This is a genomic window from Mesorhizobium sp. M0496 (genome assembly GCF_040321205.1).
Taxonomy (GTDB): domain Bacteria; phylum Pseudomonadota; class Alphaproteobacteria; order Rhizobiales; family Rhizobiaceae; genus Mesorhizobium.
Genome location: NZ_JAMYRC010000027.1, coordinates 45530 through 58910, shown reverse-complemented (window position 1 = coordinate 58910; position 13381 = coordinate 45530). Strand labels below are relative to the sequence as shown.

11 protein-coding genes and 1 pseudogene are annotated in these 13381 nt (G+C 63.1%); 5 read left to right on the top strand and 7 right to left on the bottom strand.

Annotated elements, in window-relative coordinates; translation table 11 throughout:
* Positions 1-200 precede the first annotated feature (200 nt).
* The gene (locus NKI73_RS21560; RefSeq protein WP_352632906.1) at positions 201-473 is read left to right on the top strand and encodes an usg protein; all 273 of its coding nucleotides are present in this window, start codon (positions 201-203) and stop codon (positions 471-473) included.
* 58 nt (positions 474-531) lie between these two features.
* Here NKI73_RS21560 and NKI73_RS21555 read toward each other — a convergent pair whose 3' ends face one another.
* Together NKI73_RS21555 and NKI73_RS21550 are read right to left on the bottom strand one after the other, a co-directional pair.
* Positions 532-1566: an aldo/keto reductase gene (locus NKI73_RS21555; RefSeq protein ID WP_352632905.1), complete on the bottom strand. Its 1035-nt coding sequence runs from the start codon at positions 1564-1566 to the stop codon at positions 532-534.
* Between the two features lie 57 nt (positions 1567-1623).
* Positions 1624-2805: an MFS transporter gene (locus NKI73_RS21550; RefSeq protein ID WP_352632936.1), complete on the bottom strand. Its 1182-nt coding sequence runs from the start codon at positions 2803-2805 to the stop codon at positions 1624-1626.
* 119 nt (positions 2806-2924) lie between these two features.
* Between NKI73_RS21550 and NKI73_RS21545 the strand changes: the two genes are divergently transcribed.
* Positions 2925-3833: a LysR family transcriptional regulator gene (locus NKI73_RS21545; protein ID WP_352632904.1), complete on the top strand. Its 909-nt coding sequence runs from the start codon at positions 2925-2927 to the stop codon at positions 3831-3833.
* 50 nt (positions 3834-3883) lie between these two features.
* On the opposite strand, the gene NKI73_RS21540 is transcribed toward NKI73_RS21545, so the two are convergent.
* The 5 genes and pseudogenes from NKI73_RS21540 to NKI73_RS21520 all read right to left on the bottom strand — a co-directional run bounded on the left by NKI73_RS21540 (position 3884) and on the right by NKI73_RS21520 (position 7011).
* Complete coding sequence (locus NKI73_RS21540) at positions 3884-4933, bottom strand: aldo/keto reductase (RefSeq protein ID WP_352632903.1); 1050 nt, start codon at positions 4931-4933, stop codon at positions 3884-3886.
* Between the two features lie 112 nt (positions 4934-5045).
* Positions 5046-5483, bottom strand: coding sequence for a hypothetical protein (locus NKI73_RS21535; protein WP_352632902.1), 438 nt, complete (start codon positions 5481-5483; stop codon positions 5046-5048).
* 130 nt (positions 5484-5613) lie between these two features.
* Positions 5614-6009 (bottom strand): annotated as a pseudogene (locus NKI73_RS21530) (type II toxin-antitoxin system VapC family toxin).
* On the bottom strand, positions 6009-6263 hold the full coding sequence (locus tag NKI73_RS21525; RefSeq protein WP_352632901.1) for a type II toxin-antitoxin system Phd/YefM family antitoxin: 255 nt from the start codon (positions 6261-6263) through the stop codon (positions 6009-6011). The pseudogene NKI73_RS21530 and the gene NKI73_RS21525 overlap by 1 nt, the downstream one beginning before the upstream one ends.
* Positions 6264-6348: 85 nt before the next feature.
* The gene (locus NKI73_RS21520) at positions 6349-7011 is read right to left on the bottom strand and encodes a YggS family pyridoxal phosphate-dependent enzyme (RefSeq protein WP_352632900.1); all 663 of its coding nucleotides are present in this window, start codon (positions 7009-7011) and stop codon (positions 6349-6351) included.
* A 155-nt stretch (positions 7012-7166) separates the two neighbouring features.
* On the opposite strand from NKI73_RS21520, the gene leuS reads away from it, so the two are divergent.
* The 3 genes from leuS to NKI73_RS21505 all read left to right on the top strand — a co-directional run bounded on the left by leuS (position 7167) and on the right by NKI73_RS21505 (position 13340).
* Entirely contained in the window at positions 7167-9791 is a 2625-nt protein-coding gene (gene leuS / locus NKI73_RS21515; protein ID WP_352632899.1) for a leucine--tRNA ligase, read from the top strand.
* Positions 9778-10356: an LPS assembly lipoprotein LptE gene (locus NKI73_RS21510; protein ID WP_352632898.1), complete on the top strand. Its 579-nt coding sequence runs from the start codon at positions 9778-9780 to the stop codon at positions 10354-10356. The genes leuS and NKI73_RS21510 overlap by 14 nt, the downstream gene beginning before the upstream one ends.
* Positions 10357-10649: 293 nt before the next feature.
* Positions 10650-13340: a DNA translocase FtsK gene (locus NKI73_RS21505; protein WP_352632897.1), complete on the top strand. Its 2691-nt coding sequence runs from the start codon at positions 10650-10652 to the stop codon at positions 13338-13340.
* Positions 13341-13381 lie beyond the last annotated feature (41 nt).

Genomic DNA, 13381 nt, shown 5'->3' with positions numbered 1-13381 from the left:
CTATTGCGTCTTTACGCGTCCAAGGGGACGCACGGCACTGTCGTGTCAGCACTCAAGCCGGCTCGCTGCTAACTGCATGTTTTCGCGCGGAAAACCCGTTCTCGATCAGGAAAAATCAATAGACAGTTAAGCAACGGCGCGCACACTCTGACGTTGGGAGGAAGGGAGACTCAACCAGGGACCGCCCAAGGGGGACTGCCATGCGCGACCATTCCGAAATGGACCTGATGCTCAAAGGCTATGGCCTGACCACGGCCAAGATTCTCTATCATTTTCCGGACCACCCGCATCTGCTGCAGAGCTTCATCTGGCAGGATTACGATCTGGCGCCGAAGTTTCCGGTGCTGATCAAGTTCATCGAATTCTGGAGAGCAGAGCTCGACGGGCCACTGCATTCGATCAGCTACACGCACCAGAAGCTGATCGCGCCGAACGAATGGCGCAAGGTCGACGGCGAGTTCGTGCTGCACTGAGGGACTGGCACAGCCGATCTCCCCCGCAAGGGGAGATCGGCAGCTTCAGCACCAGCGCTCACACCGCTGGCGGGTTGAGCCGGGCGAAACCTTTCTGGCGGCGATAGGGGAAATACGGGTAGGGCGCGGTGACTTCGCTCGCCGCGTCTAGCTTTTTCATCTGCTCCGGGGTCAAATTCCAGCCAATGGCGCCGAGGTTCTGGCGCAGTTGCTCCTCGTTGCGGGCGCCGATGATGACGGATGATACGGTCGGGCGCTGCAGCAGCCAGTTGATGGCGATCTGCGGCACGGTCTTGCCGGTTTCCTGGGCCACCGCGTCCAGAGCATCCATGACCCTATAGAGATGCTCGTCCTCGACCGGCGGCCCGAAGCTCGCTGTGTCGTGCAGCCGGCTCTTTTCGGGCAAAGGCTGGCCGCGGCGGATCTTGCCGGTCAGGCGGCCCCATCCGAGCGGGCTCCACACCAGCGCGCCGACGCCCTGGTCGAGACCGAGCGGCATCAGTTCCCACTCATAGTCTCGGCCGACCAGCGAGTAGTAGACCTGATGCGCGACATAGCGCGGATGGCCGTGCTTGCCGGCTTCTCCCAGCGACTTCATCACTTGCCAGCCGGAAAAGTTGGAGACGCCGACATAACGCAGCTTGCCTGCGCGTACGAGTACGTCCAGCGTCGACAGAACCTCCTCGACAGGCGTACCTGCATCGAAGGCATGCATCTGCAAAAGGTCGATGTAGTCGGTGCAGAGGCGCCTCAGCGCATCGTCCACGGATTTGATCAGCCGTGAACGCGACGAGCCGTAATCGGCAGGGCCGTCGCCCATCGGCAGCGAGGTCTTGGTCGAGATCAGCACGGCGTCGCGGCGGCCTTTTATGGCTTCGCCAAGCACCTCTTCCGACGCGCCGTTCGAATAGACGTCGGCGGTGTCGAATAAATTGACGCCAGCCTCCAGGCAGATGTCGATCAGCCGCCGCGCTTCCCTGGCATCGCTGTTGCCCCAGGCGCTGAACAGCGGGCCGGAACCGCCAAAGGTTCCCGCGCCAAATGAGAGTGCCGGCACTTTCAGGCCCGATGCACCGAGACGTCGATAGTCCATTTTTTTAGCTCCTGGTGGTGTGGAAGAAGTGTGTCGAAAGCGATCCGGTTCAGATACTCATGGCCGTACGGAGGCAGGCGTGCCGAGCGTGGCGGTGCGATCGAGGCGCAGCGCCAGTCCGGCCACTGCGAGTGCCGCGAGCGGCAGCAGGGCTGCGACCCAGGTGAGTGCACCAAGGCCGAGGCCATGGGCAATGACCGCGCCACCAAGCCAGGCGCCGGCGGCGTTGCCGAGATTGAAGGCGGCGATGTTGAAAGACGAGGCGAGGCTCTGGCCCGCACCTTGCGCCTTGTCCAGCACCCACATCTGCAGCGGTGCCACGGTGGCGAAGGCGGCGGCACCGAGCAGGCCGACATAGATGACGGCCATCACCTGGCTGTGGATGGCGAAGGTCATGGTGGCGAGCACCAGGGCCAGCACCACGAGACTGCCCAGCACGGCCGGCACCAGCCAACGGTCGGCGACCTTGCCGCCAAGCAAATTGCCGGCGATGAGACCGCCGCCGAAGACGAGCAGGATCGGCGACACGGCCGCTTCCTGGAAACCGCTGATCTGCGTCAACACCGGAGCGATGTAAGTGAAGACGGCGAAGACACCGGCATAGCCGAGCACGGTGGTGGCAAGACCAAGCAGGACGGGCATGCGGCGCAAGACGGCGAGATCGGCGCGCAGGTCGCTCTTTTCGGGCGCCGTCTGGCTGCGTGGCACCAGAGCCATGATGACGGCGAAGGCCGCCAGACCGACCAATGTCACCGCCCAGAAGGTCGCCCGCCAGCCAAAGGCCTGGCCAAGCCAGGTGCCGAAGGGGACGCCGAGGATGTTGGCGATGGTCAGGCCGGTGAACATCAGCGCGATCGCCGAGGCCTTCTTGTTGGGTGCGACCAGCCCGGTGGCGACGACAGAGCCGACGCCGAAGAAGGTGCCATGGGCGAAGGCGGTGATGATGCGGGCGCCCATCAGCGTCCAGTAGTCGGGCGCCAGCGCACAGGCGAGATTGCCAAGCGTGAAGATCGCCATCAGCGCCAGAAGGACGGTCTTGCGCGGCCAGTTGCCGGTGGCGATGGTCAGCAGGGGCGCGCCGATGACGACGCCGAGCGCATAGCCCGAAATGAGCTGGCCGGCGGCCGAGATCGAGACGCCGAGGTCCTTGCTGACATCGAGCAGCAGACCCATGATGACAAATTCGGTGACGCCAATGCCGAAGGCACCGGCGGCGAGGGCGTAGAGGGCAAGAGGCATGGCGGTTTCCACTTCGATGACGAAGAGCGCCGTCCCGCGCCCCGGCCCGAAAGATCGTGCCGCCATGCATTGTGAACCAGACTTGCCTTGGGCACATTTTCTGTGAAATAGATTCACAAATGGCCAGGTCCGACATCAATCGCTCCGGCGAAATTGAAGTGTTCGTGCGCGTCGTCGAGGATGGCAGCTTCTCCTCCGCGGCACGCGCGTTGCGCATGACGCCGTCGGCGGTGAGCAAGCTGATCGCGCGGCTGGAGGCCCGGCTTGGCGCGCGGCTGGTCAGTCGTTCAACACGAAAACTGCAACTGACACCGGAAGGCACCGCGTTCTACGAAAGCGGCCTGCGCATCCTCGCCGACATGGTGGCGGCCGAACAGGAGGCCGCGGCGGGTGCAGCACCGCGCGGACGGCTGCGCGTCAACAGCTACGTGCCCTTCGGGGTGCACCGGCTGATCCCGCTTCTGCCGCGCTTCCTCGAACGCTACCCCGAGATTTCGGTCGATCTGGTGCTGACCGACAGCGTCATCGACCTGATGGCGGAACGCGCCGATGTGGCTATCCGTGCCGGGCCGTTGAGTGAGTCACGGCTGGTGGCGCGCAAGCTCGGGCAAAGCCCCGTGGTCGTCGTTGCCTCGCCCTCGTACCTCGAAACGTACGGCACGCCGCTGACACCGGCCGATCTCGACAGGCACAACCGCATGGGCTTTGGATTCGTGCGGCATGTCGATGGCTGGCCGTTCCTCGACGCGGAAGGCCGCGCCATCGTGGTTCCGATCACCGGCAACATGCTGGTCAGCGATGGCGAGGCGATGCGACTGATGGCGCTGGCGGGCGCGGGCATCGCCCGGCTGGCGTTCTGGCATGTCGCCGCCGATATCGCCGCCGGCCGGCTGGCGTCGCTGCTGGAGGTATTCAATCCCGGCGACGAGGAGCCCACCCACGCTGTCTATGTCGGCCAGGGCCGACATCTGCCGGCGCGGGTGCGCGCCTTTCTCGATTTTCTGGGGGAGAGCGTGCGGCTGACCTGACAAGGCTCTCGGGAGCCGACGGGCTCCCGAGATGTCTGCGCTGGCGGAGCCTATGCCTTCGGCGTGAACGGCGCCGGGCGCCGGCCGGCAGCCTGACGCTCCAGCATCCAGCCGGGATATTCGGCCGGCAGGGCGCTGACTTCGTCGAGGCGGACGAGATCGTCGGTGTCGAGCTTCAATTCAGTCGCGGCAAGGTTCTGCTCCAGTTGCTCCATGCGGCTGGCGCCGATGATGACGCTCATCACGAAGGGCTTGGCCAGGACGTAGCCGAGCGCCACCGTGGCGACACTCACATCGTGCTTTTTGGCGATTTCGCGCATGACGGCGACAGCCGCCCAGGCACGGTCCTCATTGACCGGCGGGAAGTTGAAGGCAGCGCGGCGGCCCTCGCCATTGCCCGGCGCGCCGGGGCCGTATTTGCCGGACAGCAGGCCGCCGGCCATCGGCGACCACACCATCAGGCCGAGCTTCTCCTCATTGAGCAGCGGCACGATTTCGCGCTCAAGGTCGCGGCCGGCGATCGAATAGTAGGACTGGACGGTCTCGAAACGGGCAAAACCCTTGCGCTCAGTGATGCCCAGCGCTTTGGCGATGCGCCATGCCGCCCAGTTGGAGACGCCGACATAGCGGACTTTGCCACTGGCAACGAGATCGTCGAGCGCCCGCAACGTCTCGTCGATCGGCGTCACCGTGTCGGTGCCGTGCAGCTGATAGAGATCGATATGATCGAGCTGCAGCCGCTCCAAACTGGCATCGACCGAATCCATGATGTGGCCGCGCGACGAGCCGCGCTGGTTGGGGCCGTCGCCTATGGCGCCGTGGACCTTGGTGGCGATAACCACATTCTGCCTGTCGACGCCAAGGTCCCTGAGCGACTGGCCGAGCAGCCGTTCGGACTCGCCAAAGGAGTAGACGTCGGCGGTATCGAAGAAATTGATCCCGGCAGCGAGCGAACGGGCGACGATCTCGTTGACGCCCTTCTGATCGAGGCTGGCGATCAGACCCCATTGGGCATTTTCGCCGGCAGCACCGAAGGTCATGGTGCCGAGGCAGAGTTCGGAGACGAACATCCCCGTATTTCCAAGCTGGTTATAACGCATGGTGGAGGCTCCAGAGTTTGTGACGACGCAAAACAAATAGGAACGGTACGTTTCGTTTCCAGTGTTGGCCCAAAGAATTTCTCATCTGGCCGACGCGTGGACGTGCCGACGGTCAGCTGGCCAGTAGCGCCACGATCGCGAAGGCTGTCATGCCGAAGGCGACGGCGGCAAGCGGCAGCAGAATTTCGAGCAGCGCTCTCTTGGAGGCAACGCGGTTGCCCTGGCCGAGATCGAATTCGCCGGCGATCCAATCCTCGAAGCTGCCGATGCTCGCGGGTGTCCACGGGCGATGCCGATGCCAGACATGCCCGGCGAGGGCCGGCAATGCCACCGCGATAACAAGGAAGCCGGTCATGACGACGAGAAGATAATCGGCGTAGCTGCTGCCGCCGAAGCCTACCCAAGCGGACAATGCGTACCACCCGGCAAGCCCAGCCATCGCACTATAGATGTCTGGATGCAGACGGTCGGAGACATGTCGGTTGTGAGGCCGGTCACGGGGTTGTTTGTGGGAAAGGTATTCGTTGTTCATGATGCCCTCCTTCGACATTGCAAAGGAACGGCCATGACGGTCGCTCAAGGTCTCCGACGGAGGTAGGGAGGGGGCGCGGCATCGCAATGCGATGCTATGACGCGGCTGCCGCATCCAACCTCCGGGGTTTGTGGCAATGTGGGACGGGTCAGATCACCCAGGGATTGAAGACCGTCACGCCGGTATCATCAAAGTCGGCAACATTGCGGGTCACGAGAATGAGGTCATGGACAAGCGCGGTTGCCGCGATGAGCGTGTCGGCGCTGCCCCGTGTACGACCAGCAGTGACGCGCCCCCAGGCCAACGCGACATCTTCCGTAACGGCAAGAATGCGGTCGGCGTTGTCCGCCGCAGCTCCCGTAGCCACAAATCGAGGCGCGTTGCCTTTTCGGAATCGACCTTGCGTAGCTTGACGATCCCACGCTCGATCTCGCCAAGGGTAATGACGCTGAGGCTCACCGATGTCGGATCCACCGAAGTAAGCCATTCAGTCGGCTTGGGTAGCCGCCACGTCCGAAACGATGTTCGTGTCGAGCAGATACATCAGAGATCGACATCCCGGATCATGGTATCCGAGCGACGGTTGACCTCCTTGGCGAAATCATCGTCCCAGACCGGGCCAGTCAAAAGATATTCGGCAAGGCTTTTCTTCTTTCCGGCCAAGCGGTCGTAGTCTTCCGCAGAGAGCACCACCGCGGCACGCTCGCCGCGCAGGGTCACCGTCTGTGGTCCCTCGCTGCGCGCTAGTTGAACCACCTTGGAAAAATTGTTCTTTGCGTCCTGAAGATGCCAGTTCATGAGAGTGCGTCCTAGCTAGCTTGGCTAGAGCATTGTTGCGTTGAGGCAGCAAGAAATGCTGCATTCGAACTGCCGCTATCAATGGCTATCGACTGCCGAAAATCGCCGAACCGACCCGGACGCTGGTGGCGCCGAAGGCGATCGCCGTCTCGTAGTCGCCGGACATGCCCATCGACAGTCTGGCGACGCCCGCCTCATGCCCAAGCTTTTCCAGCAAGGCGAAGTGGGGACCGGGATTCTCATCGGCCGGCGGGATGCACATCAGGCCTTCGATGGCGAGGCCATGGACATCGCGGCAACGGGCGACAAAGGCCACCGCGTCGCGTGGCTCGATGCCGGCCTTCTGCGGTTCGGAACCGGTGTTGACCTGGACGTAGAGTTTTGGGGCGCGGCTCTGCCTTGTGATCTCCTTGGCGAGTTCGGCGGCGATCTTCTCGCGATCGACCGTCTCGATGACGTCGAACAGCGCCACCGCTTCCTTGGCCTTGTTCGACTGCAACGGACCGATCAGATGCAGTTCGATATCCGGAAATGCGTCCTTCAAGGCCGGCCATTTGCCTTGCGCCTCCTGCACGCGGTTTTCGCCGAAGACGCGCTGGCCGGCCTTGATGACCGGGTCTATGTCGGCGGCGTCAAAGGTCTTGGAGACCGCGACCAGCGTCACAGCGCCGGCATCGCGTCCGGCCTCCTGCTCCGCTGCGGCGATATTCGCCTTGACCGCGAAAAATTGCTGAACGGCGTCGCCCATATGCAAATCCTGCTGTTTTGGCCCGCGTTTTTGTCAGACGCGATACCCATATGGTTGACGGGTTTGCCAAACCATGGTGAACACCCGGACCACATTCCCTGAACTGCCGAGCCATCGCCCGCAGTTCGCGCATGCTTTTAAGTGAAAAACGTCCCATGGCAACCGAACGATACAATCCGCGCGCGTCAGAGCCCAAATGGCAGAAGGCCTGGGACGCCAAGAAGCTGTTCGAAGCGCACAATGACGATCCGCGCCCGAAATACTACGTGCTGGAGATGTTCCCCTACCCGTCGGGGCGCATCCATATCGGCCACACCCGCAATTACACGATGGGCGACGTCGTGGCGCGCTACAAGCGGGCCAAGGGCTTCAACGTGCTGCACCCGATGGGCTGGGACGCTTTCGGCATGCCGGCCGAGAACGCGGCGATGCAAAACAAGGTCCATCCCAAGGAATGGACCTACCAGAACATCGCCACCATGCGCGAGCAGCTCAAGGTCATGGGCCTGTCGCTGGACTGGGCCCGAGAATTCGCCACCTGCGACGTCGACTACTATCACCGCCAGCAGATGCTGTTCCTCGATTTCGTCGAGAAGGGGCTGGTGACGCGCAAATCCTCCAAGGTCAACTGGGACCCGGAGGACATGACGGTGCTCGCTAACGAGCAGGTCATCGACGGGCGCGGCTGGCGCTCGGGCGCGCTGGTCGAACAGCGCGAACTGACGCAGTGGTTCTTCAAGATCACCGACTTTGCGCAGGACCTGCTGGATTCGCTCGACGGCCTCGATGAATGGCCTGAAAAAGTGAAGCTGATGCAGCAGAACTGGATCGGCCGCTCGGAAGGGCTGCTGATCCGTTGGCCGCTGGCCGTCGCCTCTGATGGCGAGCATGAGCTGGAAGTCTATACGACACGGCCCGACACCATCTTCGGCGCCTCCTTCATGGCGGTCGCCGCCGATCATCCGCTGGCCAAGAAGGCCGCGGCAAGCAATCCGGCGCTGGCGAAGTTCATCGAGGATATCAGCCATATGGGCACCTCCGTGGCGGCGCTGGAGACGGCTGAGAAGAAGGGTTTTGATACCGGCATCCGGGTTGTTCACCCGTTTGATGACAGCTGGACGCTGCCTGTCTACGTAGCCAATTTCGTGCTGATGGAATACGGCACCGGCGCCATTTTCGGCTGTCCGTCGGGCGACCAGCGCGACCTCGACTTCGCCAACAAATACGGCCTGCCGGTGATTCCGGTGGTGATGCCGGAAGGCGGGAATCCGGCGAGCTTCCAGATCATCGATGAAGCCTATGACGGCGACGGCGTGATGATCAATTCGCGCTTCCTCGACGGCATGAAGCCGGATCAGGCTTTCGACGAGGTGGCGAAGCTGCTGGAACAGAAGACCATCGGTAACCGGCCGATGGCCGAGCGCAAGGTGAATTTCCGCCTGCGCGACTGGGGCATTTCGCGCCAGCGCTACTGGGGCTGCCCGATCCCGATGATCCATTGCGAGGATTGCGGCGTGGTGCCCGTGCCGAAGGCCGACCTGCCGGTCAAGCTGCCCGACGATGTCGATTTCGACCGGCCGGGCAATCCGCTCGACCGCCATCCGACATGGCGCCATGTGAAGTGCCCGCAATGCGGCAAGGACGCGCGGCGCGAAACCGACACGATGGACACCTTCGTCGATTCGTCGTGGTATTTCGCCCGCTTCACGGCACCGTGGGCGCATGAGCCGACCGATCCCAAGGCGGCCAATGAATGGCTGCCGGTCGACCAGTATATTGGCGGCATCGAGCATGCGATCCTGCATCTGCTCTACTCGCGCTTCTTCACCCGCGCCATGCGCGAGGCCGGCCATGTCGATCTGGCCGAGCCGTTCAAGGGCCTGTTCACGCAAGGCATGGTGGTGCACGAGACCTATCGCGTCGGCTCGGCATCGAATGGCCGCTGGCTGGCGCCCACGGAGGTTCGGCTGGAGGACGTCGACGGCAAGCGCAGCGCCATCGACATCGCCACCGGCGAGGCCGTCACCATCGGCCCGCTGGAAAAGATGTCGAAGTCGAAGAAGAACACGGTCAGCCCGGAAGACATCACCGATGGCTACGGCGCCGACACGGCGCGCTGGTTCATGCTGTCGGATTCGCCGCCCGAGCGCGATGTCGAATGGACCGACGACGGCGCCGCCGGCGCGCATCGCTTCATCCAGCGCATCTGGCGCCTGGTGTCGACGGCGGCCGAGACGCTGGCCGGCATCGAGCCCGCGGCCGCCGGCAGCGGCGAGGCCGCGGTGGTTTCCAAGGCCGCCCACAAGATCCTGAAGGCGGTCGGCGAGGATATCGAGAAGCTCGCTTTCAACCGAGCCATCGCCCGCATCTACGAACTGGCCAACGCGCTGACCACGCCGCTCAACGAGGTGGCCGAAGGCAAGGCCAACCCGGCGCTGAAAGGCGCCTGTCGGCAGGCCGTGGAGATCCTCGTGCATCTGATCGCGCCGGTCATGCCGCATCTGGCCGAGGAGTGCTGGGAAACGCTCGGCGGCACCGATCTGGTTGCCGAACGGCCATGGCCGGTCTTCGATCCGGCGCTGGTCGTCGACAACGAAGTCACCTATCCGGTCCAGGTCAACGGCAAGAAGCGGGGGGATTTGACAATTGCCCGCGACGCGGACCAAGGTGCGGTCGAAAAAGCGGTATTGGCTCTCGACTTCGTGCAGAAAGCGCTCGAAGGAAAGGCTCCGCGCAAGGTGATCATCGTGCCGCAGAGGATCGTCAATGTCGTTGCCTGATCGGGAAAAGACAGGGCTGAGCCGTGTGCTGCGCCATATCGCGTTCGCAGGCCTGGTCGGCTCGCTCGCGCTTGTCTCGGCCTGCACGGTGCGACCGCTCTATTCGAGCGCGTCGCTGTCGGGTTCGCAGGCGCGCGCCAGTGCCGAACTGGCTTCGATCGCCATCAAGCCGGTCAGCTCGCGTTATGCCAAGCAGGTGCGCAACGATCTGATTTTCGGCTTTGGACGCGGTGCCGGCGAGCCGGCTTCGCCGGCCTATTCGCTCAATCTCGGCGTGACCGAAGCCGTCGAATCAGCGGCACTTGTGCAGGTTGGAACCAACGAGGACGAACCGACCGCCGGTTCTGTGACGCTGACTGGCAACTATACGCTGTCCGATGCGAAGTCCGGTGTGGTCATCGCATCCGGCAAGCGTTCGATCACCTCGTCCTTCGACAGGCCGCGTCAGGAGTTCGCCGCATACCGGGCGCAGATCGATGCCGAGAATCGCGCCGCGCGCGAACTGGCCGAAGCGCTGCAATTGTCGATCGCCCAGGACCTGGTCAGGCACGGCAAGGCCGGCTAGCGCGGCTTATCGGTCTAGCGCCCCCACATGATGGGATGATCGTGAGACCCCGATCAGGTTCCCGAATAGAGCTTGTGCGGCATCGCCGCGACGATACGCCATCAAACTCCCCATGGCACAGCGAGCAGATCGCGCCACCGGCGTGCGCTGTGAGATGACGATCCGGCCTCGTCGCTTGTAGAGGCTGTCACGGCGATTTTGCTGCTCAAGGATCGTTGCCGACCCATCCGGGAAGCAACTGTTAACCACTCGCTCCCTATTGCTCGGCAGACAGTTCAGAGTGAGTCTTGAGAATGGAAGCCAGGCGTTTTTCCCGGGTCAATTTGTTGAAGGCAGCATCGCCCGATGATCCCGGGGTGAAGCGTTTCGATGGCATCAGCGACAGGGGCGGTCAGCGAACGTCTTCAGCCGCGACAGACAATCCGGATCGTACGGCTCACAAGGGACTGGATGGCCGGCAGTCCGGCACACACCAGGCCGGCTATTCCGCGCCGGTTGTCGATCTCGGCGGTAACAAGCGGCCCTATATGGAGCCGAGGGGTAGCGCGGAGGCGAGCAACGCGTCCTCGAAAATCGGCGATATCGAAAGTCCTGCCTGGCAAGAATATTTCTTCCTCGCGCCCAACGTGCGTTTTACCCGCACACCAGACTATGAGGCCAAGAAGCATCGTCCGCAGCACGAACGTGTTGTCGAACAGGGCGATGCAGATGCGCTCCCAACGCAGCAAGCAGCCGCGCAAGCCATGGCCGATGGGGCATCCTCCGCGCCCTCGCTCCTGGCATTGCCGGCGTCGGTGAAAAGTCATGCCTCCCAGCCATTGGCCGGCCGTGGAGCCGCAACGCAAAGGCCGTCACCGCCGGCTGCGGCTTTCGTTCCCCCGGCGCGCGCCAGAGAGCAGGCGCGCGTCGTTGCTACGGTGCCGCCGATGACGGCCGCAACAGGACGAGCGTCCGCGCGCGGGACCGCCGCTCCGGGCGTCCCGATCAAACCGGCCACTCCTGAAAAGCCGCGCTGGCCCTATCTTTCGGATCACGCCTTCTTCGAGGCTATGGCGCCCCATCTGGTCGATGTTTCGTCCCAGGCCCGGCAGGCCCGCCCAGCTTCATCTGCCCCTGCCGCCACCGCGCGGATCGATACCAGCCTGCCGATGGCGGCCGATGCCACCTCGCTGTTTCGTGTCATCGAATGTCTTCCAGGCCAGGCCTCGAAGCCGTTGCCGGACGTTTGGCCGGCCAATTCGAACCAGGCCGTCGTCCAGCCTGACGTATCTGCGGGCAACGCGCCGCTGCGGGCCGAGGCAATCCCCGCTGCTAAAAGCGATGCCGTTCCAGCGCCGGCCGCGCCAGGTGTGGACGTCACTGTCAGGGTCGCTGCCGCTCGCTCTCCCCGCTTGCCCGGGGCTGGAAAAATTGTGCTGTCAACCGCGGGCGATCCTTATGAGCTTCCTTCGGAAGAGCTGTTGCAGCAGCCACCGGAGGGGCAAGGCTTCTACATGTCGCAGGAGCGGCTCGAGCAGAACGCCGATCTGTTGGAAAGCGTGCTCGAGGATTTCGGCGTGCGCGGCGAGATCATTCACGTTCGCCCAGGCCCGGTCGTCACGCTCTATGAGTTCGAACCGGCACCGGGTGTCAAATCCTCGCGTGTCATCGGGCTCGCCGATGACATCGCCCGCTCCATGTCGGCGATTTCGGCGCGTGTCGCCGTCGTGCCTGGCCGCAACGTCATCGGCATAGAGCTTCCGAACGAGATGCGCGAAACCGTCTATTTTCGCGAGCTGATCGAATCGGAGGGCTTCCGCAAGACCAGCTGCAAGCTGGCGCTTTGTCTCGGCAAGACGATCGGCGGTGAACCAGTTATCGCCGAGTTGGCGAAGATGCCTCATTTGCTCGTGGCCGGAACCACCGGCTCCGGCAAATCGGTTGCCATCAACACCATGATCCTGTCGTTGCTCTACAGGCTGAAGCCCGAAGAATGCCGGCTGATCATGGTCGATCCCAAGATGCTCGAACTCTCCGTCTATGATGGCATCCCGCATCTTCTGACGCCCGTCGTCACGGATCCCAAGAAAGCCGTCACCGCGCTCAAATGGGCGGTGCGCGAGATGGAAGACCGCTATCGCAAGATGGCGCGGCTCGGTGTGCGCAACATCGACGGCTACAACGAGCGTGCCGCCGCTGCCCGCGACAAGGGCGAGACTGTCGTCATGACGGTGCAGACCGGTTTCGAAAAGGGCACCGGTGAGCCGCTTTTCGAACAGCAGGAAATCGACCTTGCGCCGATGCCCTACATCGTCGTCATCGTCGACGAGATGGCCGACCTGATGATGGTTGCCGGCAAGGAGATCGAAGGCGCCATCCAGCGTCTGGCGCAGATGGCGCGCGCTGCCGGCATTCACCTGATCATGGCAACTCAACGTCCTTCCGTCGATGTCATCACGGGCACGATCAAGGCCAACTTCCCGACCCGGATTTCCTTCCAGGTGACGTCCAAGATCGACAGCCGCACTATCCTGGGTGAGCAGGGCGCCGAACAGCTGCTCGGACAGGGCGACATGCTGCACATGATGGGTGGGGGACGCATCTCCCGCGTGCATGGTCCCTTTGTCTCCGATGCGGAGGTAGAGCACGTCGTGGCGCATCTGAAGGCGCAGGGCCGGCCTGAATATCTGGAAACCGTGACAGCCGACGAGGATGAGGAAGAAGCCGAAGCCGACCAGGGCGCGGTCTTCGACAAGGGATCGGTTGCAGCCGAAGACAGTGATGCCATCTACGACGAGGCGGTCAAGGTGGTGGTGCGCGACAAGAAGTGTTCGACGTCCTATATCCAGCGCCGCCTGGGCATAGGCTACAACCGCGCCGCATCCCTGGTCGAGCGTATGGAAAAGGAAGGGTTGGTCGGCACACCCAACCATGTCGGCAAACGCGAAATCATCATGGGGCGGCGCCCACCGGTGACCGCGCCTGACGATGACGGCACGGATTGATCCGCGGACTCCTTTGGCGGCGTGACTTCGTCTGAAGCGCA